The 21,892-nt window shown below is 59.9% G+C and carries 19 protein-coding genes and 1 rRNA gene; 2 read left to right on the forward strand and 18 right to left on the reverse strand.

The genetic code is table 11. The features are described 5' to 3' along the window. Positions 1-250 precede the first annotated feature (250 nt). The 11 genes from G485_RS0111980 to liaF form a co-directional block, all read right to left on the reverse strand. Positions 251-1,273, reverse strand: a complete 1,023-nt coding sequence (locus tag G485_RS0111980; RefSeq protein ID WP_035155900.1) for an LLM class flavin-dependent oxidoreductase — start codon at positions 1,271-1,273, stop codon at positions 251-253. Between the two features lie 177 nt (positions 1,274-1,450). Then, positions 1,451-2,512 carry a 3-deoxy-7-phosphoheptulonate synthase gene (aroF, locus tag G485_RS0111985; RefSeq protein WP_027092761.1) on the reverse strand — a complete coding sequence of 354 codons (1,062 nt, stop codon included), beginning with the start codon at positions 2,510-2,512 and terminating at the stop codon, positions 1,451-1,453. 166 nt (positions 2,513-2,678) lie between these two features. Further along, the gene (locus tag G485_RS0111990; protein WP_035155902.1) at positions 2,679-3,182 is read right to left on the reverse strand and encodes a DUF2062 domain-containing protein; all 504 of its coding nucleotides are present in this window, start codon (positions 3,180-3,182) and stop codon (positions 2,679-2,681) included. Between the two features lie 45 nt (positions 3,183-3,227). Then, positions 3,228-4,175, reverse strand: a complete 948-nt coding sequence (locus G485_RS0111995) for a 4-hydroxy-3-methylbut-2-enyl diphosphate reductase (protein WP_027092763.1) — start codon at positions 4,173-4,175, stop codon at positions 3,228-3,230. 3 nt (positions 4,176-4,178) lie between these two features. Next, on the reverse strand, positions 4,179-5,300 hold the full coding sequence (locus tag G485_RS26195) for a sensor histidine kinase (protein WP_338027754.1): 1,122 nt from the start codon (positions 5,298-5,300) through the stop codon (positions 4,179-4,181). Between the two features lie 465 nt (positions 5,301-5,765). Continuing rightward, the gene (locus G485_RS0112005; protein WP_027092764.1) at positions 5,766-6,452 is read right to left on the reverse strand and encodes a response regulator transcription factor; all 687 of its coding nucleotides are present in this window, start codon (positions 6,450-6,452) and stop codon (positions 5,766-5,768) included. Between the two features lie 113 nt (positions 6,453-6,565). Next, on the reverse strand, positions 6,566-8,161 hold the full coding sequence (locus G485_RS26200) for a S1C family serine protease (RefSeq protein WP_035155904.1): 1,596 nt from the start codon (positions 8,159-8,161) through the stop codon (positions 6,566-6,568). Positions 8,162-8,382: 221 nt separating this feature from the next. Continuing rightward, complete coding sequence (locus tag G485_RS0112015) at positions 8,383-8,796, reverse strand: YugN family protein (RefSeq protein ID WP_027092765.1); 414 nt, start codon at positions 8,794-8,796, stop codon at positions 8,383-8,385. A 58-nt stretch (positions 8,797-8,854) separates the two neighbouring features. After that, entirely contained in the window at positions 8,855-9,520 is a 666-nt protein-coding gene (locus G485_RS0112020; RefSeq protein ID WP_027092766.1) for a response regulator, read from the reverse strand. A 28-nt stretch (positions 9,521-9,548) separates the two neighbouring features. Beyond that, positions 9,549-10,559, reverse strand: a complete 1,011-nt coding sequence (locus G485_RS0112025) for a HAMP domain-containing sensor histidine kinase (protein WP_027092767.1) — start codon at positions 10,557-10,559, stop codon at positions 9,549-9,551. Between the two features lie 4 nt (positions 10,560-10,563). Beyond that, entirely contained in the window at positions 10,564-11,601 is a 1,038-nt protein-coding gene (gene liaF / locus G485_RS0112030; protein WP_027092768.1) for a cell wall-active antibiotics response protein LiaF, read from the reverse strand. A gap of 272 nt (positions 11,602-11,873) precedes the next feature. Here liaF and G485_RS0112035 point away from each other — a divergent pair, with 272 nt between their 5' ends. Next, positions 11,874-13,151 carry an ammonium transporter gene (locus G485_RS0112035; RefSeq protein WP_027092769.1) on the forward strand — a complete coding sequence of 426 codons (1,278 nt, stop codon included), beginning with the start codon at positions 11,874-11,876 and terminating at the stop codon, positions 13,149-13,151. A 372-nt stretch (positions 13,152-13,523) separates the two neighbouring features. Next, the gene (locus G485_RS0112040; RefSeq protein ID WP_027092770.1) at positions 13,524-14,537 is read left to right on the forward strand and encodes an LLM class flavin-dependent oxidoreductase; all 1,014 of its coding nucleotides are present in this window, start codon (positions 13,524-13,526) and stop codon (positions 14,535-14,537) included. Here G485_RS0112040 and G485_RS26205 read toward each other — a convergent pair. The 7 genes from G485_RS26205 to G485_RS0112075 form a co-directional block, all read right to left on the reverse strand. After that, a complete protein-coding gene (locus G485_RS26205; protein ID WP_051318217.1) occupies positions 14,515-15,267 on the reverse strand; it encodes an alpha/beta hydrolase in 753 nt (250 codons plus the stop codon). The two genes, G485_RS0112040 and G485_RS26205, sit on opposite strands and share 23 nt — an antisense overlap. Further along, positions 15,233-16,501 (reverse strand): M48 family metallopeptidase, encoded by a 1,269-nt coding sequence (locus tag G485_RS0112050; RefSeq protein WP_027092771.1) that lies wholly within the window; start codon positions 16,499-16,501, stop codon positions 15,233-15,235. The genes G485_RS26205 and G485_RS0112050 overlap by 35 nt, the downstream gene beginning before the upstream one ends. A gap of 251 nt (positions 16,502-16,752) precedes the next feature. After that, positions 16,753-17,775, reverse strand: a complete 1,023-nt coding sequence (locus G485_RS0112055) for a dienelactone hydrolase family protein (RefSeq protein WP_027092772.1) — start codon at positions 17,773-17,775, stop codon at positions 16,753-16,755. Between the two features lie 210 nt (positions 17,776-17,985). Next, positions 17,986-19,215: an MFS transporter gene (locus G485_RS0112060; RefSeq protein WP_027092773.1), complete on the reverse strand. Its 1,230-nt coding sequence runs from the start codon at positions 19,213-19,215 to the stop codon at positions 17,986-17,988. A gap of 77 nt (positions 19,216-19,292) precedes the next feature. Next, entirely contained in the window at positions 19,293-20,387 is a 1,095-nt protein-coding gene (locus tag G485_RS0112065; protein WP_027092774.1) for an SGNH/GDSL hydrolase family protein, read from the reverse strand. A gap of 101 nt (positions 20,388-20,488) precedes the next feature. Beyond that, positions 20,489-21,415, reverse strand: a complete 927-nt coding sequence (locus G485_RS0112070) for an aromatic acid exporter family protein (RefSeq protein ID WP_027092775.1) — start codon at positions 21,413-21,415, stop codon at positions 20,489-20,491. Between the two features lie 223 nt (positions 21,416-21,638). Beyond that, positions 21,639-21,892, reverse strand: a 23S ribosomal RNA gene (locus G485_RS0112075); the annotation flags it as partial.

A 21,892-nucleotide genomic window follows, 5' to 3' on the forward strand; every position in this document is an offset into this window, starting at 1 on the left:
TTTTGTGGAAGTGTTAGCTATCCTCACACTTTCATAAAAGGTTCACAATTCATTGCCGCCCCAAGCGTTAAAGCGCTTTCCAAGGCGGCGGGATCATGCCTAACGGACTCTAATTTTCAGTAGGTTTCTACAAAAAAATAGCGTTAAAAAACAAATAAGCTCATCCGCCCGAATGCGGTTGACCCGGGCGAACAAGCGGCGCGTCATTTTGCGATCCTTTCCGCAGCTTTCCTTCCATTAAGAGGAAAATTCAATCGTCCGAACGGTGAAACATCTCGGCCAACAGCTCGTAGCTCCTCAATCGCAGCTTGAAATCCGACAAGATGCAGGTGGCAAGCACCTCGTCCGTCCGGTAGCTTTCCGCGAACGCAATCAGCGCCCTCCGCACCCGGTCCGGCCCGCCGACGATCATTCGCTTCCGGTTGTCGGCGATGCGCATGCGCTCCCATTCGGCATACGGATAGGCCGCCGCCTCTTCGGGCGTCGGAAACGGACGGTTGTACTCCCCTTTCTCGTGGTAGAGCAGCCTAAGGTCCATCGCCGCGGCTTCCCGCTCCGCAAGCGCGTCCGTATCGGCGCAGACGACGAATACGCAAGCGTTCACCTTCGGCTTCGAGCCGAGCGGTCCCGGACGGAAATGGCGAAGATAGTCGCGAACGGCTCCCTGGCCGCCGTAGCCGTTAATAAAGTGGGCGAACGAGAAGCCCGCCCCCATCTGCGCCGCGACGACCGCGCTGTACCCGCTGGAGCCGAGCAGCCAGATTTCGGGTGCGGTATCGACCCGCGGGGTCGCGGTCAAGTCCGACAGCGGATGCTCCGGCCCGAACGGCGGGGCGAGCCCCAGGAACGTCCCGAGCTCCCCGAGCATCTGGGGAAAACGTTCGTCGGCCGGTTTGGCCCCCCCGTTGCGCAGCGCGAGCGAGGCCAGCGGCATGCCGCCCGGCGCGCGCCCGATGCCGAGGTCGCAGCGGCCCGGATACAGCGCTTCGAGCACGCGAAAGTTTTCCGCCACCTTGTAGGGGCTGTAGTGCGGCAGCAGCACGCCGCCCGAGCCGATCCGGATGCGCGACGTATGGGCGCCTATGGCGGAGACGAGCACTTCCGGCGAAGACCCGGCCAATCCGGCCGAATCGTGATGCTCGGACACCCAAAACCGTGAATACCCGAGACGCTCGGCCGCCCGGACCAGCTCCAGCGTATGCCGCAGGGCGACTACCGCATTTTCCCCCGGACCGATCGGCGACTGATCCAGCACCCCAAGCATCAATCTCATACGGCCACCTCCACCATCCATAGTATGCGTTCTTCCATCTGTCGAGAATAAGGGACGGTCGGCTCGTCAATTGTAAAGAATATGCAGCCCCAATATTTTGCATGAAGGCGCCGGAGAGGAGCAAAAAAACAACCGCCCTCGCGGTCTCGCAAGACCGGTCGGACGGCTGGTGCCGGTTTACTTCTTCCAGGTGTTGAACGCTTCCGCCGGCTCCTTCGGCGTATCGAATCGCTTGCCCATCAGCGGCGCGAGCTGCTCGAGCTCCTTGAGCAAATTCGCGAACTGATCCGGGAACAGCGACTGGACGCCGTCGCCTGTGGCGGAGTTGTCGGGATCGGTGTGCATCTCGATAATGAGGCCGTTGGCTCCGGCGGCGACGGACGCCTTCGTCATCGTCTCGACCAGCTCGCGGCGGCCGGTCGCATGGCTCGGGTCGGCGATGACCGGAAGGTGGGACAGCTGCTGTACGACCGGAATCGCGGCCAGGTCGAACGTGTTGCGCGTGTACGTCTCGAACGTGCGGATGCCGCGTTCGCACAGCATGACGTTCGGGTTGCCTCCGGCGAGAATGTATTCCGCCGCGTTCAGCCACTCGTCATAAGTGGCGCTGAAGCCGCGCTTCAGCAGAACCGGGTTCTTGATCGTGCCGAGCTTGCGAAGCAGATCGAAGTTCTGCATGTTGCGCGTGCCGACCTGCATAATGTCCGCGTATTCGGCGCAGATGTCCACGTACTCGGGGGTCATGACTTCCGTGATCGTCACGAGGCCGTATTTGTCCCCGGCTTCCTTCATCCACTTCAAGCCTTCGACGCCGATGCCCTGGAAGCTGTACGGGCCGGTTCGCGGCTTGAACGCGCCTCCGCGAAGCACCTGGCCGCCGGCGGCCTTGACCAGGCGGGCGATCTCGTCGATCTGCTCCGGCGTCTCGACGGCGCAAGGTCCGCCCATGACGACCAATTGGTCGCCGCCGATCTTCACGCCCTTCACTTCGATGATCGTATCGTCGGGATGGAAGTCGCGGCTGGCCAGCTTGTAAGATTTCGAAATCTTGATGACGTTCTCGACGCCCGACATCGAGCGGAGATGCTCTGCGAGATGGGGATCGGCCTTGCCGATAATGCCGATCACCGTGCGGTCGGTCCCGCGGGATACGTGCGCTTGCACGCCGCTCTGCTCGATATGGCGGACGATGTCGGCGATCCGCTCTTCGGAAATATGGGGAGAAGTAATAACGATCATGATTTCACGCTCCTGCACGTTTTAGCGCTTATCCGCTTTGACGCTTATACGCTTTTAAGCTTTTACTCACTAAAGTAACTATAACGGAAAAACGGCAGGTTGTCAACGCTGCCGATTCGCCTTTCCGTCCTATTTCGTCTCTTTGCCGTCTGACTCCCGGTTCTTCCTATTCGAGCGCCGCATTCGTCTCCACCGTCTTGGCGCGGCTCAGCTTCCGCCGTTCCCGCCGTTTGCGCTTGAAGGCGTTGACGCTGTACCGAATCGGGAAGAAGAAGAGCAATCCCAGAATCGCGCCGTTAATAATCCCGCCCACGATCAGCTTCAAATTGAGCAGCAGGGCATGATTGATCAGGTCCGGCAGAAACGAGATCTGGACGGCGAAATGTTTGGGCAGCACGGCCCCCGCCATCTTCGCATTCAGGAAAGACATGGGAATATAAATCATTTTGCCGAAAAGAAACCCTACGAGCGCCGCCGCGAAGCTCCCGCGCAACAGGTAATTGAGCGGAAAAATGAGCAGGAACGAGGTGCCGTAAGTCGGCAGGTTGAACATCTCGACGAACAAGCCGATGGCAAACCCCATAGCGACGACGGTCGCTCCTCCTTTGGCGCGGAGAAGCTTGACGTACTGATACTTAAGCCAACGGGGCAACTTGCGTAAACGATTCATGGGCGCTCCTTTCTCGCTATCTACGGCGCCGAGCCCCTCCACATCTTAAACCGATTTCTCCCTTACGGCAGGGAGCAGTTTTTTCATGTTGACGGTTCTGCGGATTTCCCAGGTGTCGGGATTGTTGTGATCGTACTGTTCCAAATATTGGATGACTTCCTTGGTTATTGGAGTCGGCGTCGAAGCGCCGGACGTCACCGCGACCCGATCGATGCCGGCCAGCCACTCCCTCTTAATCTCCGTTACGTCCGAAACCCGGTAAGCCGGGACGCCCGCGATCTCGGAAGAGACCTGGGCAAGGCGGTTCGAGTTGTTGCTTCGCGGATCGCCGACCACAATGCAGAGCTGCGCCTGGCCGGCCTGGTTCGCGACCGCCTCTTGCCGGACCTGGGTAGCCAGACAAATCTCGTTGTGAATCTCGGCGGTCGGATAAAGCTCGAGCAGCTTGGCCATCAGGTGCCGGATGTCCCATTGCGACATCGTCGTCTGATTGGTAATAATGATTCGCTCGGTCGACAGCTGCAAGGTCGCAATGTCTTGTTCCGTCTCGACCAGATGGACATGCTCCGGCGCGATGCCGATCGCCCCTTCCGGCTCGGGATGCCCCTTCTTCCCGATGTAGACGACCTCGTATCCCTCGGACACCTTCTCGCGGATCAAATCGTGCGTCTTCGTCACGTCGGGACAGGTGGCGTCGACGACCGTCAGCCCCTTCTCCTTCGCGCGCTTGCGCACTTCCGGCGAGACGCCGTGCGCGGTGAAGATGACCGTGCCGCTCTCGATCTTGTCGAGAATCTCGAGACGGTTCGGCCCGTCGAGCGTAATGATGCCCTCATCCTTGAACGATTCGGTGACGTGGCTGTTATGCACGATCATGCCCAAAATATAAATGGGGCGCGGCAGATCCAAGTTCCTCGCCGTTTGAAGCGCCAGAACCATGGCATCCACCACGCCATAGCAATATCCCCTTGGGGAGATTTTCACGACTTCCATTGTCTAGCGCCTGCTTTCCCGCCCTTGTTGGTTGAGTTGCGTCTCCCTGTTCGGAAGCTCCGGGCGTACCGTAGCTTCTATTATATCGTATTCGGGAGGCTGGGAAAAGTCGATGGGCAGCCAGACGATAAACATCGTGCCTTCCCCGAGCTTCGTTCGGACTTCCAGGGTCGCGTTGTGCATGTCGGCAATCCATTTCGCGATCGACAGGCCGAGCCCGGTGCCCGGCGTTTGTCCCCTCGATACGTCGACGCGGTAGAACCGGTCGAAAATGTGCGGCACGTCTTCCTTGCTGATGCCGATGCCCGTATCCGACACCGCGAGACCGACCTTGTCGTCCTTGCGGAACGCTTCGAGCCGGACTTCGCCGGCAGGCGTATATTTAAACCCGTTCTCGATGAAAATGAACAGCAGCTGCAGCAAATAATCGCGGTTGCCCATTACCCAGACGCCGTCCAGCGCGTCCAGCGAGCCGATCTTCCATTGCGCCTTGCGGGGAAGGAACGCCGCCCGGCGGGCCGCTTCCTCGGCGAGCGGCTTGAGCGCGACCCGCTCCTTCTCCATGACGTATCCCGCGTCCGCCCTCGCGAGCGACAGCATATCGTTGACCAGCCGGCTCATCCGGCGGGCTTCGTCGGCGATGTCGTGAATCGCTTCCTTGGACATCATCTCGCGCTCCTGAACTGTGAGCCGCTGTCCGACGGGCTCCGCGGTCGACGTCTCCGCGCTCTCGCGGTCGGCCGACAGCGCGCGGGGCGGATCGCTCCAAATTTTCTCCAGGAAGTCCACGTTGCCCCGAATGGTCGTAAGCGGCGTCCGCAGCTCGTGCGAAGCGTCGGAGACGAAGCGGCGCTGGGCGGCGTAGGTTTCCTCCAGCCCTTTGTAGGCGGCTTCGATTCGCTCGAGCATATGGTTGAGCGTATGGGTGAGCCGCCCGATCTCGTCGCGGCTCTCCACCGGCAAGCGGACGCTCAGGTCCGAGCCGCTCTGAATTTGCTCCACCGCCTCCGCCACTTGACCGATCGGCCGCAGCGCCTTGCGGGACAGGAACATGCCTAGCAGGAAAGCAACCAGCAATCCGGCTAGTCCAGTTAGTAGCAGAATCGTGCGAAGTTGAGATAACATGTTCTCTTCCTTGCCGATGTAAGCTGCAACTTGAAGAAGGCCGATTATACGATCGCTGCCTTGTATTCTGACAGGGTTCTCAAAAATGTAAAAGGGCTGCCCGTCTAAACTTACTTTGACAAACCCCACCTGAGCATCTTTAAGTCGAGGATGATCGAAATCTTTCTCGTATTCGAACGATTTCATACTGACATGACCGTTCTCATCATCCAAATAGGTGACCATTTGAACGAAAACCCCGTTAAAATCAAATCCTCTGGGAACTTGGAAGCTTAAATCGGTGCCCGTTGGAGTTCGGATTGGAATCGGTTGAATCGTTCTCGCTTCGTCCTTCAAACGTTTTTGCAGGTCCTGCATCGTGTTATGATAAACGACGTAATAAACCAAAAATCCAAACGTCACCAACGTAACGGCGAGCAAGCCTGAATACCACAAGGTGAGCCGAAGCCTGATGGACATGAAGTATCAGCTTTCTCCCTTCAACACGTAACCGGCGCCCCTGACGGTTTGAATGAGCCGGCGGCCGCCGTGCTCCTCCAGCTTCTGACGGAGCATGGCCACGTAAACTTCCAGCACATTCGATTCCCCGCTGTAGTCGTAGCCCCAGATACGCTCCATGATTTGGTCGCGGGACAGCACCCGCTTCGGATTTTGCATGAACAGATGAAGAAGATCGAACTCCTTGGCCGTCAGCTCGATCCGCCTGTCGCCCCGGATCGCTTCCCTGGCGTCGACGTCCAGCAGCAAGTCCTCGAAGCGCAGCTGGTTGCTTTCTTCCGTCTGCTCCGGACGGCGGCGCAGCAGCGCGCGAACCCGGGCCATCAGCTCCTCCAGCGCGAACGGCTTGACGAGGTAGTCGTCGGCCCCCATATCGAGCCCTTTGACGCGGTCCTGCACGTCGTCCTTGGCCGTCAGCATCAGAACGGGCGAATGAATGCCCGCCGTCCGCAGGCGCCGGCACACTTCCCAGCCGTCGAGCTGCGGCATCATGACGTCCAGCACGACCAGATCGGCATGCCTGCCTTGCAAAATTCGGAGTCCCTCCTGACCGTTCGGCGCGGTCGTCACTTCATAACCTTCGAACGCCAGGCTTCTCCTCAGCAAGGAAGTGATTTTCTCGTCGTCGTCGATTACTACAATATGCGGTCTCATCGGATTCCCCTTTGTGTCAACGGAATTCATTTTTTGTAAATCAACTTTATTTTATTAGAAAAGGGACAGCCCTGAAAGACTGCCCCTTGCTGCTATGCTTCCGGCAAGGCCGTTTATTGCTGTTGCTGTTGCTGCTCCTCGAATTCGTTCTTGTCGCCGATTGTAACGGTAATGTCGATTTTCTTGCCGGCGCGAACGACGTTCAGCGTGATTTTGTCGCCGACGCTCTTCGCTTGAATGGCTTCGACCAATTCGCTCGATGTCTTGTAGGACTTGCCGTCGATGCCGGTGATGACGTCGTACTGACGCAGGTCGCCATTGTATGCCGGCGAGTTGTAAAGAACGCTATTGACCAAAGCGCCGTCCGTGCTGCTCAAGCCCAGCCTTTTTGCAATGGCAGAGTTGAGATCCGACAGCGTAGCCCCGATGAACGGAGACGGTTTCGCCGGAATTTTCGTGTTCGTCTTCAGTTGCTCCAGCACTTCGCTGATCGTGCTCGTCGGAATCGCGAAGCCGATGCCTTGCGCATCCGAGCTGACGGCGGTGTTGATGCCGATGACTTCGCCGTCCAGGTTGAGCAGCGGACCGCCGGAGTTGCCGGGGTTAATCGAAGCGTCCGTCTGCAGCAAATGCTCGTAGTTCCGGGTGCCGTCCGTGTCCTGAATGCTGATTTTGCGATTGTTCGCACTGAGAACGCCTACCGTCACCGTATGGTCAAATCCCATCGGATTGCCGATGGCGACCACCCAGTCGCCCATGTTCGAAGCGTTCGAATCGCCCAGCTTCAGCGTCGGGAGGTTCTTGCCTTCAATTTTCAATACGGCCAGGTCCAGATCGTAGCTCGATCCGAGCAACTTGGCGGTAAACGGTTCTTTGTAGCCATCAACGGTAACTTTAATTTGAGATGCGCCATGAACAACGTGCTCGTTGGTCAGAACATAGCCGGTCGAATCGAAAATGAAGCCGGAACCGATGCCCGATTCTTGCAGACTTCCGCTGCCGTCATTGCCATTGCCGCCGTTGCCGCCTCCATTGCCGTATTCGTCGCCGAAGAACTGCCGGAAGAACGGATCGTCAAACAGGCTGTTGGAACGGTTTTGCGCTTGGGTGTACGTCTCGACCTTGACAACCGCCGGACTCGCCTGCTCGAAAATTTTCGAGATGTTGTTCGGACGAACGGTGTCGACCGCGTTGCTGACCGTATTGTTCACCGGTTTGGCCGATTCGGATTGCGTGACGGAGCTGCCGCTCGCAAGCTGCGTTCCGGTGAACCAGTTGCCGCGGTCGGCCGCGAACATCAGACCGCCAACCGCCACGACGCCGACCATGAACGAAGCGAACATCGCGCGGAACGAACTGCGCCTGCGGGGCGGGTTCTCCCAGTTGCGTCCGCCGCCGGATACGGTGAACGGACGATATTCCCGGGCGGCCGGAAGGCTTCGGCCGGAGCCGTTGTCGCCTCCCCCTTGGCTCGAGCTCGAACTCATGCCGAAGGGTCCGTAAGTATAAGTCGTCGTCTCCCCGGCGTCGCCGGAAGGTTTGGACGTCACTTCCTCGCTGGAAGCATAAGGACGATAGACGGTCTCCCCGTTGACTTCGGTCCGCTCCGTCCCGTATTCGGCCGCGCCTTCTTCGCGCTTCACGCTATCCCGATCTTCGCTGTATCGAAATCCGAACAAATCATCCGATCTTTTGTTTTGCTCATCCATCGCCGATTCCTCCTCACATCGTATGAACCGCCTTTTGTCGGGCGAATTTGCTATCGTTTTGCTTGACTCTATATTCGCTCCCCAACCTTAAAACTAGATTAAACCGAAATGAGCCAAATCTAAAAGATGAACGGAAGATGAACAAAGTGTTGCGAAGAGCGTTCCCGGTGAAAATGGAGCGCCCCCCGGTTGGCCCGGAGGGCGCTGCTCGCGGCGTCGGATCATGCCGGGTAGATCGCTTCCGCTTCCCGGAGACGCTCGCGCGCTTTGTCGATCCAGTGCGGCTCGATCTCCGCATCCGCGTCGACCGGGTCTTGGAATTGGTCGAACAAAGCGCCCATCGTTCTCGGCTGCGCTTCCGCATCCAAGCCTTCGTTATAAATATGCTTCAAGACGTAAGGTTGGTCGAACCGGATTTTCGCGTCGTTTTCCGGCGTCTCGCTGTCCAGATTCCCGTTCGTCACCCGAAACGGCAGCCGCAGCCACACTTTATTCGCTTCGTCGAGCGCGCAGTCGAACGAGCCGTGGTCGTAGTCCCAAGAGCCGCCAAGGGCGAATCCCCGTTCGGCCAGGGCGCTGCGCACCGGAACGAATTCCTGCTCTTGATTCGTCAAACGGGAGTTTAGCGGGTACATGGGCATCCCCTTTTTTATAGATAGCTTACCCGAATTTGCCGGGGAATAACCGTTCCCGCTATTGCGCCCAGCCTTTGCGGTGCGCGTAGATGGCCAGTTGCGTCCGGTCCTCCGCTTCGCATTTCATGAGCAGGTTGCTGACGTGGGTTTTGACCGTTTTCACGCTGATATGCAGTTCGTCCCCGATCTCCTTGTTGGACTTCCCTTCGGCGATGAGCAGCAGCACTTCCCGCTCCCGCTCCGTCAGGCCCTCGTCCTCCTCTTGCGTCGAGCGGCGGCGCAGCCCGCGCGTCAGCGCTTGGGACACCTCTCCGCTCATGACCGGCATGCTGCGCATAGCGCCCTGCATCGCATAAATGAGCTCGTCCGCGGATACGGTTTTGAGCACGTAGCTGACCGCGCCGGCCTCGATCGCTTCCACGACTTTATCGTCCTCGAGAAAACTCGTTAAAATCACGATCCGCAAGCCGGGATAACGCTCGAGCAAAGCGCGGGTCGCATCGACGCCGTTCAGTCCGGGCATCATTAAATCCATCAGCACCAAATCCGGCATCTGTCCGTCGAAGCCGCCGCTGGCCAGCGCGTTCAGCGCCTCCTCCCCGCTCGAAGCTTCGCCGATGACCCGGAACCGGGGATCCAGCATCAAGTAAGTGCGCAAGCCGGTTCGGACCATCTCATGGTCGTCCACGATCAGAACGCGACAGATTTGAGGTTCAGCATTCATCGAAATTTACTCCTTCGCCCGTTATTGGCTAGAACTTCGGAAACCAGACGCGAACCCGCGTGCCGGCGCCCGGCTTGGTCACGATCTCCGCGTCGCCGCCGAGCTTCTCCGCCCGCTCGCGCATCGTGGATAAGCCGTAGGCGCCCGCGCGCACTTGTTCCGCCCGAAACCCGGCGCCGTCGTCCTCGATCTGAAGCGAAATTTGGCTTTCGGTTTCTCCGAGCGTCAGGCGCACCGTCTTCGCTTCGGCGTGCTTGACGACGTTCGCCATCGCTTCTTGAATGATAAGAAACATTTGGTGCTCCATCGCTTCCGACAGCGCGACGTCGCACTGGATGTCGAGCGTTCCCTGAAGCCCGTTCTGGCGGCAGAAGTCCGGGAACCAGCGGTCAAGCGCTTCGGGCAGCGTTCTTCCCTGCAGCTCCATCGGCCGCAGCTGCGCGATCAGGCCGCGCATTTGCTTCTGGGCGGACGATGACATGACAATAAGCTGCTGCATGACCTTGGCCCCTTGCTCCGGATCCAGCTCCATCAGCTTCGGCAGAGAGGACGAAGCCATGTGCAGCGCGAACAGCTGCTGGCTGACCGTATCGTGCAAATCCCGGGCAAGCCGCCGGCGTTCTTCCAGAACGGCCGCTTCGTGAGCGGGCACTTCCTCCAGAACTCGCCGCTCCCCGAGCTGCTGAAGCAGCTTCATCCGCGATTCCAGCTTCTCCAGCATAAGGTTGAAATCGCGGTAAATGCCCGAGAAGGCGTCGCCTTTGATCTCGGGCAGCCGAACGTTCCAGTTGTTCGAGGCCGCTTGCTTCATCGCAAGCTGAAGTTGGTCGATTCTCCGCTCGGTACGCCTTCCTAACCTATAAGCGATGGTGATGTCGGCGATCAACAAGGCGACCCCCCAGCCCATCCACCACTTCGGATTCGGGATTTGGCCGTCCCATCGGGTCCAGCCAATATAGAGAAGGGCTATCACAACGGCCGTGGAGCCCCCCGCGAACAGGGCCAGCTCCCATTTGCTGTTTCGAATCGAGCGCAGCATACGTTCAGCCTACTTTCGTCACGCGCACGTCGCCGATGAACGTGCTCACGATGAGCACGATCCGTTTGGCCGAGTCCGCAAAGCTGGGCGTCTCTACGTTCATCTGGTTGAAAAAGCCGCCGCGCTTCTGCTCCATAACTTTAACGTCGCCGATGAGACAGCTGGAGACGACCCGGAGGCCGACGGAATAATCGTTGGGCACGAACACTTTGACGTCGCCGATGAACGAGGAGATGTAAATCTTCGTCTCGCCGACCGGAATCTGCGCCCGCGTCAGATCGAGCCGCGTGTCGCCGATAAAGTGAGAGACGCTCATCGGGCGAAGCTCGAAATAATCCCGGCCGATCTCGAAGTCGCCGATAAACCGGCTGTAATTGTCGCTTGCCGAATCGGTACCGCCCTCCGGCCAAAACGGTTGATGATGCTCCTTCCAATAGCGGTGCTTCCAATAGCGCGGATCTTTGGGGCGCGGATCGCAGGGCAGCTCCTGGAGCTCGGGACCCGGCTCGCGCCGGGCGTTGCCGCCGCCCGGAGGAGGCGGGGGCTGATCCGCGGCGCGTTCGGGCTGATCAGGCTCCGGTCCGAACGTGAACGGGCTGTCGTACGGCATCGGAGGAGGCGGAGGAGGAGCGAGGTCCGGCTCCGGCGGGGTTGAAGGCGGCGTTACCGAATTCCAGCCTTCCGGCTCCCTCCGCGTGGGCCGGCTGCGCCCGCCGCGGACGATCAGGCATAAGCCGTAGCCGATCAGGACGACGGGAATGACGATTTTCATCATATCGCCGAGGCTCCAATGGAACCACCCCAGATTTTTGCCCAGGAAATAGACGCCCACCCCGATGACGACCGGATTCCACCAGAAGCCGCCGTGGCGTTGAATAAGCAGCCCTTGAACGCCGACCAGAATGAGCACGACCGGCCAAAAGACTGAAATCAAATCGCCGATGTCGATGGCGATGACGCCGGTTTGATTGAGCAGGAATGCGGCGCCGACGCCGACCAGTATCAATCCCCAGAAGATCCGGTGCACGGTCGACTGATGCATGTTTGATTCCTCCATTAAAATAGTTCGGAGCGCGTTGCCCGTCTATTTTTTTTCTTGTTATGTCCTCATTATAGCGGAAGACGGGAAGCGGCCCCAGCGGCGGAGGATGGAATCCGGCCTCCGTCTCGAGACGGAGACGAATGGCTGAACCGATGTAATATGTAACATACACTAACATTATCCGTTGACATAGGTAACTCTCCACTATATAATGAGTGCGGTTTCCAAGCTGTCATGTAAGGTTTCCACAAAAATCGATGGAGATGAACGTTATGCAGCTCGCCGACTTGTCCAACGGTCTCGATACCGTCTGGGTCGTGCTTACCGCAGCTATGATTCTGCTGATGGAAGGCGGCTTCGCCTTGCTGGAAGCGGGATTCGTCCGGCAGAAAAACGCCGTCAGCATCATTATGAAAGTATTTGTCGACATTTCGTTCGGCGCTTTGATTTATTACGTCTTCGGGTTCGCGTTCATGCACGGCAAAGACGCCGGCGGCCTGATCGGGCTGACCGGCTTCAATATGACAGGAGACCTGACGCATCTTCCCGGCAACGTCTCGCACGATACGTTCTGGCTGTTCCAATGCGCGTTCGTCATCGCGGTTATCTCCATTGTATCGGGCGCTGCGGCGGAACGCATCCATTTTCGCGCTTATATCGTTTATACGATCGTCATGACGGGCCTTATCTATCCGATATCGGGCCATTGGATTTGGTCGTCCGAAGGGTGGCTCGCGAAGCTCGGCATGATCGACTTCGCCGGGTCGGCCGCCATCCACGCGCTCGGAGGTTTCGCCGCGCTGGCCGCCGCGCTCTTCCTCGGCCCGCGCATCGGACGGTACGGCGAAGACGGCAAGGTCAACATCGTGCCGCCCTCGAACCTGCCGCTCGCCTCGGTCGGCGCGTTCATTCTCTGGTTCGGCTGGTTCGGCTTCAACTCGGGCAGCACGCTGAGCGCCACGAATCCGGGCATCGGGCATATCGCCGTCACGACGATGCTCGCCTCCGCCGCCGGGTGCGCCGCCTGCATTCTGTTCACGATCCTTCGGTACCGGAAAGCGGACCCGCCGATGGTCATCAACGGCGCGCTCGCGGGACTGGTCGGCATTACCGCCGGCTGCGCCTACGTCTCTGACGGAGCCGCGATTCTGATCGGCGCCGTGTCCGGCGTCGTCATGGTGCTCGTCTCCGAATGGCTGGAGAAGCGGAAGGTGGACGATCCCGTAGGCGCGTTCGCCGTTCACGGCGTCAGCGGCAGCGTCGGTACGTTGGCCGTCGGCCTGTTCGCCCAGCCGGGCGCCGCCGCGCACAGCGGACTGTTCTATGGCGGCGGCTGGGAGCTGCTCGGCGTCCAGGCGCTCGGCCTCGCGGTCGTCGCCGTCTGGGGCTTCGCCCTCACCTGGCTGACGCTCAAGCTGATCGGCATGTGGCGGCCGGTCCGCGTCACTTCCGACGAGGAGCGGATCGGCCTGGACGTCAGCATTCACGGCGTGCCGGCTTACAGCCAGGAGCGCGACTTCATCGACGTGGACAAGTTAAGGTCGCCCTGACGGCGGCAAGGCTTAGGAAGACTTCCGATGGCGATCGGGAGTCTTCTTCGTTCAGCGGTGCATGCGACGGGGTGACGGCTAGGCTAACGAATCGAGGAACTGTTATATGGTCGAAATTGAGCAAAGAAGCAGTCTAACGAATCCTACAGTCGTTATCCCGTCCGTTTAACCGGAATTAAAGGATTTTCGCTGCGAATAGCGACGCTGGAGTTCGTTAAATCAAAAACGAGCTCAATTTCTGAGAAATAACGACTCTCAGGTTCGTTAGCACCAACATGTTTAGTGAATCTTTGCGTCCCGAGCTCGTCCCCGTCCCGGAAAACTGCTACACTTACCGATAGTGGAAAACGACACTTCAGGAGGTGCGAATCGTTGAAGTTGAGCATTCTGGATCAAGCGCCCGTTACGGCCGGAGGCACGCCCCGCGAGGCGCTGGAGAACGCGCTCCGGCTGGCGCAGGAGGGCGAACGCCTCGGCTACAGCCGATATTGGCTGGCCGAACACCACGATCTTGGCGGGCTCGCCTGCTCGGCGCCGGAAATCATGCTCGGGTATATCGGCGCCCGGACGTCGAGCATCCGGCTCGGAGCCGGCGCCATTTTGCTGCCCTACTACCGTCCCTATAAAGTCGCCGAAACGTTCAATTTGCTCTCCACCCTGTTCCCGGGCCGGATCGACCTCGGCGTCGCCCGGTCTCCCGGCGGCTCCGCGGAAGTGTCCATGGCGCTCTCCGACAACTTCCTGGAGAAGGTCTGGAAGCTGCCGGAAGCGTACGAAGAGCTGCTGCGTTTTCTGGACGACGACCACCCGGAGGATCATCCCCATTCCCGGATCAAAGCCGCGCCGATTCCCGCTTCCCCGCCGGAGCCCTGGGTGCTCGGCACGAGCGAGAAAAGCGCGAAGCTCGCCGGAGAGACGGGTTCGGCTTACGCTTACGGCCACTTTATGAACGATGAGAATACCCGCCGGGCGATGGAAACGTACTTCGAGCATTTTCGTCCGCGGCGTTCGCTCAAGCGGCCGTACTTCATGCTGGCCGTCTCCGCCTTCTGCGCGGATACGACCGAGCGGGCGCTGGAGCTGTATTGGAGTACATATGCCTGGCGTTGGCTGGCCTCTCAGGGGAAAACGACCGCCGAAGGAATCCCGACCGTAGAGCAGGCAAAGCGGATGCTTGCGGGGGAGAACCTGGAGGAAATTGCGAATCGGATTGCCCTGAAAGCCGCCGTCGGCAGCCCCGCGGACGTTAGCCGGCGGCTCCGATCGTGGGCCGAAGCCTACCGGGCGGACGAGTTGATGATCGTCTCGTACGCGCACGATTTTGACGAGCGCGTCCGTTCTTACGAGTGGATCGCCCGCGAGCTTATTCCAGGCTCTCGTGCCTAGCCAGCCAACGCCAAGCCTCCTCCACGATCAACTCCAGATTCGTCCGGCCTTCCGGGCTGACAAAGGGCGGGCGGCTGCGGAAATAATCCGCATGCCCGCCGAGAATCGGCACCGGCCGACGCTCCGCGGGCGCATGCTTGCCCGCGTTCCACACCGGCAGCCGGAAGCGGCGCGAGGCTTCCCACCCGCCGAACGTTCCGAGCCGGACGACCGGATCGGACGGTCTGGGGCGGCCGGCGCCCGAGCTTTTTCCTTCCGCGAACACGTACAGTACGGAGCTTCTAAGCTCGGGCGCGATCCGGCATCTCGGAGCGCCGACCATGACGACGGGAGAAGGCCGGCCCCCCTCCCGCTCCAGCAGCAGTTGGGCCGCATGAACGGCCGCCACCCCTCCCCCGCTGTGGCCGACCAGAATCGGCCGGCGCCTGCTTCCGGTCTCTTCTTCATCCGACCGGATCGCTTCCAGCACGCGGTTGCCGCCGATCGACTTGGCCGCGTTCCGCGGAGCCAGTCCGATGTCGCGGCGAATTTCCCACAGCTGCGGAACCGCCTTGCGCGTCCAGTCTCCGTAAGGGAACAGAAGCCGGGATCGTACCGCAGCGCCCGCAGACTCGAGCTTCCCGTGAAGCTCCTGGCGGAACTCTTCCATAAAATGCGGAGCGGTCTTCACCCCCGCGATCAAATAAAGGCTTACGTCAGGACGAATGCTGTTGTTTGAACCGCTGGGCATCGATCATTCTCTCCATATCGCTCGGGTGCGTATCGCGGAACCAGTGGACGAGCAGCGGCGGGTTGACGTCGCTCAGGCTGGTGACGGCCATCCGCTGGTACATCGTCACCGCCGCGTCCGCGCTCCCGAGCAGGTTCATCCCGTAGCGGTCCGCCGCCGCCTCAGCCTGCCTGGACACTGCGTTCGAGATCGGAAGCGACGCGAACGACAGGACGGACAGCAGCAGAAGCAGCAAAGGCAGCGCAGCGACGTCCGCGACGGAACGGATGCCCCAACGCTCTCCTCTTGCGCGCAGCACCCATTCGTACAGCCGCGAGCCGAGCCACAGCATGACGAGCGAGGCGCCGACCTCCCCGACCGCGCTCCATTCCAGATGGTGCATGGCGTAATGGCCGATCTCGTGCGCCATGACGAGTAAAATCTCCGGCTCGCTCAGCTTGTTCAGCGTCGTGTCCCACAGGACGATGCGCAGCGACGGGCCGATTCCCGTCACATAGGCGTTTAGCGCATTCGTCTTGCTCGACATGTCCACTTCGTAAACGCGGTCCGCATGGATGTTCGCTTTGGCGGCGAGGCTTAATATTTTGCTCTCCAGCTCGGGGTTCGACAGCCGGGAGAAATGGTTGTACAACGGATCGATGACGACCGGTTGAATGTACATCGAGAACAAGGTGAACGGAATAGAAATGAGCCACAGCTTGAACCACCACCGGCCGTGCCGGGACAGCATCCAGAAGACGACCGCCGACACCGCGAGCGCCGTCACATAGCTGACGCCGAAGTCGACCAGCTTGTCTCGGATCCAGCCGCTCGCCGGCTGCGTCGTGATGCCGTACGATTTGGACATCGCATAGCTGCATACCCGGAGCGGCAAATAAACGACGAAGGCAAAGGCGTTTACCATCAGGACGAACAGCGGAAAGCGAACGGCTCCCGGAAGCCTCGTCCGCTCCAGCGCCTCCTTCCAGCGGCGAGCGGCGCCGCTCGTCAGCAGGTACAAATAGATAAGCCACTCCCATGGCGCGCTCAGGAAGAAGATCCAGTTGCGGACCGCATTCAGTTTCTGGCTGTCGCGCAACTGCTCCGCCGTGTAATACGTGGCGGGATCGACCGCCGTCCCCTTGTAAGCGTCCGGCACGTTGTTGGGCGACGTGTAGATCGCGTAAGCGGCCATGATCAGCGCGTAAGCGACAAAGACGAGCACAAAGAGAGGAAAACGAGATCGAATTCGCATCGGATTGGCTCCTGTTCGGAATAGTGGTCCGTCCATGTTGCGTTCGTGCCCAGTATAGCAAGCGAAGCTCCGCTCCGCAACGGGAGCCGCTTCGTCCGACGCCGGCATTTCGATGGGGCGATTTTTCCTGCTGCAGAAAAGAGGCCGTTCGGCAAAGGCGAGATTCCTTTGCCGAACGGCTCTTGCGCTTGCCGCTTCCGCGGCTCCAGTCAGAAATTACGGGGTGGTCGTCGTAGCGGGTGCGGATGCTTTTACCGGCCGAGCGTCCGCTTCAGCCAGTCGAACGATTTTCGCCCGCTGACTTCGTGCCCCCCGGGGAAAAGGTCGCTGTCGAACCGCTCTTCCGCTCCTTCGGCCCGATAAATGGAGCGAATCTCCTCCACCGCTTTCCGGAAGCCTTCCGCCGGAAAAATCGGATCGCGATCGCCCGATTCCAGGAAGAGCGGACGCGGAGCGATCAAGCCGATCAGCTCGGGCAGCTCGGCGATCTCGAGAATACCCGGCGTATAGTTGCAAATGCAATGATGGACAGACATGACGCTGTCTTTGAACGTATTGGGAAAACCGATCAGAGCGGCGGCTTCGATGCGTTCGTCGAGAGCGGACACGAGGCAGGAGATGAGCGCTCCGCCCGAGAAGCCGACGATGCCGATCCGTTGCGGATCAACCTCTTCTCGCCGGGCGAAATAGTCCAGCGCGCCGAGCATCTCGGTGACGCGAAGACCCGTGAGCGTCTTGCCCATCATAAGCAGCTGCGTCGACAGCCGGTAGCAGGAGTTGGGCGACTGCGGATTGTCGTCCAGATCGGCCTGCAGCATCCGTTCGCCGAAGCCGATCATATCCGGAGCGATCACCGCCATCCCCCTGCGAACCAATTGGACCGCGAAGTGGCGATAGATGTCCGTGTCGCCGGGATCGGGCGTCCCGTCGGCGAGCATGCCGCAAATTTGCCGGCTTCCGTAGCCGTGGCCGTGTACGGCGATAACGCCCGGCCGTCGGCCTCCCGGCTTCTTGGGAAGAAGCACGTAGGCGCCGAACGACAGTCCCGCCACGACGGACAGCTCCACTCGCTCGCGAACGTAATCCGGGAACTCCACGCGCTCCAGCGGCACCGAACGAATGCGCCCGACCCGTTCAAACGCTCCGAGAGACGCCTTTAGTTGCTCGAGCAAACGCCCCTTCCGTTCGGCGGGGCCGGCGGCCGCATTCCTCGCGGCTCTTTGCCCGGCCGCTTCTTCATATAGCTTGTCGAGGTACGAATCTCCTCTCCGCATCTTCGAACGTCCCTCCTGTAACGAATCTCGATCCCCGCAACCCGAATGGCGAGGCAAGCGCTTACATCCGTTTCACCGAACAAGCGTCCGACGAGCAGCATTACGACGATTAGGGATCCAATCCGATTCTAACACGAAAGCGCCTCCCCGGCAGCAGCGGGCTGCCAGCGAGGCGCGCAATCGCGGGGGTATATAAAGACTGACGATGCGTTAGCGACTGGGTTGCCCGTCCGGATCGATCCCTTTCGTCTCCCTTCCGACCAGGAGCACGGTCAGCGCGCCGATGACGATCGCGACGAAGAAGATCGCGAAAATCGCGGAGATCGAGGTGTTTCCGGCCACCAGCAAGCCGACCAGATAAGGACCGATGACGCCCCCGATCCGTCCGAACGAGGCGGCGAGTCCGACGCCCGTCGCCCGGACGGAGGTCGGATACAGCTCCGGCGTATAGGCGTACATCGCGCCCCATGCCCCCAGGTTGAAGAAGGACAGACAGATTCCGGCGGCGAGAAGCGATCCTTCCGTCACCGCGTTGCCGAACCAGACGGCGCTGGCGGCCGTCAGCAGCAAATACGCGACGAGCACGAACTTGCGTCCGAGCTTCTCGATCAAGTAAGCGGCCGTGAAGTAACCGGGAAGCTGCGCGAGCGTCATGATCAGCACGTATTCGAAGCTGCGGACGAGATCGAAGCCGCGCATCACCATGACCGTCGGGAGCCAGAGAAACATCCCGTAATAGGAGAAGACGACCGTAAACCAGAGCACCCATAGCGCGACGGTGGATCGGGTGTGCGGAGCCGCCCAGACCGAAGCGGCCCTTGCTCCGAAGGTGAGCTTTACCGTCTTCTGCCCGGCGATATACGTTGGCGAATCTTCGATGCTCCTCCGCAAATAGAGTGCGTAGAACGCGGGAAGCGCGCCGAGTATCAATGCCGTGCGCCAACCGTACTGCGGGATGACGAAATACGAGATCAGCGCCGCGACGAGCCAGCCGCCCGCCCAGAAGCTTTCGAGCAGGACGACCGCGCGTCCCCGGAATGCCGCGGGCGCCGATTCGGAGACGAGCGTGGATGCGACGGGGAGCTCGCCGCCCAAGCCGAAGCCGACAAAAAAGCGCAGCGCGCACAGCATGGCGAAGCTGGTGGCGAAGGCGGACAGTCCGTTGGCGACGGAGAACAGCAGCAGCGTCCAGAGCAGAATCGCGCGCCGTCCGTAGCGGTCGGCCAGCGCACCCGAGACGGCGGCTCCCACCGCCATGCCGATCGAGTTGACGGCCGTCAGCAGGCCGACCTGCTGGGCGCCCAGCTTCCATTCGACGGCCAGCGCGGCGACGACGAACGAGACGAGTCCCACATCCATCGCGTCGAAGAGCCAGCTAATTCCGGCGCTGGCGAGCAGTTTTCTGAGCTTCGGTTCGCGAAGCGCGGCAGCGTTGTTCATAAACGACGCACCTCCCTGCCCCTTATTGTGCCCGAAGCCTTCCCCGCAAAACGGCTTTGCCGCCCGGCTTTTCCCTTTTAGATCACGCCTACGAAAGCCAAATCGAAATTCGTTCCCTTGCAGTCCGGCCGGCCGCCGTGGACGACCTCGAGCTCGAATTCGTGCCGCCCCTGCGCCAAGCCGTCGTATAGAACTTCCAGTTTCATCCAGCCGCTGTCTCCGCACCAGTCCGGCCGTTCCCTCGAAGACACGATCCATTCTCCGCCGTCGATCCGGTAACGGAATTCGGCCGAACGTTTGCCGAAGTCGAAAGCGAGCGCAAGAACTTGTCCCTCAAACGAAAACCTTAACTTCGCGCCGACCGCAAACGTCGACAGCGTCCGGTCGATCCAATGCAGTTTCACCCAGCGACGCACGGTCCACGGACCTTCCGTGCGAATGTCCTCGAACGGAACAAACCGCACGTCCTGCCAACAATCCGCGTGAAGCGGCTCCGGAAGGGACGATGCCGCCGACTCGTCTTGACCGCTCCCGCCGTCGCCCAGCGCCTCCCTTAGAAATCCGATCACGCTCTCGCCGTAGCTAAGGCTTCCGCGTTCCGTCGGATGCAAACCGTCGGGCAGCCACTCCTCCCACCGCAGCAGCCCGCGCCGAACTTCCTCCAGCGCATGCTTGCCCATCCATACAGAGTTCAAGCCGTAGTGCTCGGCGAGCGCCTCGAATTCGGCCACGCTGGGCGGCACGCGGCCGTTCATCATGTCTTCGTACATGTCTTGACAGTACGTATAAACGAGAACGACGTCCCGCTTGCCGTCCGACAGCAGCTGGCGCAGCAGCCCTTCGCGGGTCCGATTGCGGCGCTCCGTCGGAACTTCGTTGTCGTTCACGGCGAACTCCACGAAGACGAGATCGCAGCCGGTATCGATCAGATCCCGCCGGGCCCGGAATGCGGCGAGATCGCTGCCCGTCGCGCCGATGCCCGCGTTCTCGACGGCGATCCGCGCGTTCGGGTACGTCTCCGCCAACCAGCGGATGACCGGCTCCGGCCAATTGTGGCCGGGGCGCCCGTCCGTGATGGAACCGCCGATAAACCCGACCGTCAATGCGCCTTCCGCCAGTTTCTTTTGCGCATGTCGCAGCGCTCCTCTTCGATTGACAATGCTCGTGTCCATCTCCAGATGCCTCCGTCAACGTTGATAACGATCCCTTCTTTTCTATCTTGGTCGTCGAATAGGCGGATGTCAACGAACGGGAACCTCCCGCCAATCGCTCGCTATAGCGTATCGATAAACCGTTCCAATTCGTTGGCCATCGAGAATAAATTCGCCCGGTTCTCGAATTCTTCGCGCGTCTCGGGCAGCGGCAGCCCTTTGTGATACTCCCGGATGCCCCGCAGCATGACGTAGAACCGGTTCGTCTCCTTTCCGCTCTGAAAATGGACGCTCAACTCTTCGACGAAATTGCCGATTCGGGTGCTCTGCTCCATCTGCGCCGTAATTCGCGACACCATCGGCAGCATCCGCTCCAAGAGCTGGAATTGAATCTGCTTTTTCTCGAAAAACAACGCATAGCTGTTCGACCTGCCGTACCGCCGATTTTCCGCGTCGAGCGCGGCGAGATCCCGGGCTTTCGCCAGCGTCTCCGACAGCTGCAAAATTTCTTTCCCGTCCCACTGCGTGTAATTGTTCTTCAAATAGGAAGCGATCTCGTGCAAAATGCGGCCGATCAGCCGGTCGGTTTCCTCCTGATAACGGTTCAGCGTCCTGTCGATGCTGGGCATGTACCAGTTGACGGCAAGCGCGACGCCCAGCCCGATCACTACGATCAGGAATTCGTTCAGGAAAAAAGCCGCCTCGACCTTCTTGTGCATATAGACGTGCATCATGATGACCGAACTGCTGGCGATGCCCTCTTGAATTTTGAACCGTACGCATATCGGAATGAAAATCAGGAGGATGGCGAGCAGCGCGTAGGGCCGATAACCGACGAGCTCGAACAAGCCGGCGGCGAAGAACATGCCGGTCAGACAAGCGAAAAACCGGCTGACCGCGGCCCTGATGGACTGTTTGCGCGATTTCTGAATACAGAGAAGCGTCAGAATGCCCGCCGCCGTGAAATTTTGCAGGTGAAGCAATTGTCCCAGCAGAACGGATATGCTGACGCCAATGGCCGTTTTGAGCGTGCGAAATCCGATTTTCATAATCAACCGTCCGTAACAAATGAAGTCTCGTTGGAGAGCCCTTTGGCTTTGTCCCGAATTGTACCATACTCTTTTCCGTCGGCGCTAGGATCGGAGCCGCAGCGTTGCCGGATTCCCTGAGAAAATCAAAAAGGCGACAGAATCATTCTGCCGCCGGAACTTCGGTTATGATGGCCTTGCGCCTTGATAACCGGATACGAAACGAATGCGCCCTTACGTGTCTTAGGATAAGCCCTCGACCGATTAGTACTCGTCAGCTCCACGCGTTGCCGCGCTTCCACCCCGAGCCTATCTACCTGGTGTTCTTCCAGGGGTCTTACGTACTGGGAAATCTCATCTTGAGGCGGGCTTCGCGCTTAGATGCTTTCAGCGCTTATCCCTCCCGCACTTGGCTACCCAGCGGTGCTCCTGGCGGAACAACTGGTACACCAGCGGTGCGTCCATCCCGGTCCTCTCGTACTAAGGACAGCCCCTCTC

It is taken from the genome of Cohnella thermotolerans DSM 17683 (genome assembly GCF_000429825.1).
Taxonomy (GTDB): Bacteria; Bacillota; Bacilli; order Paenibacillales; family Paenibacillaceae; genus Cohnella; species Cohnella thermotolerans.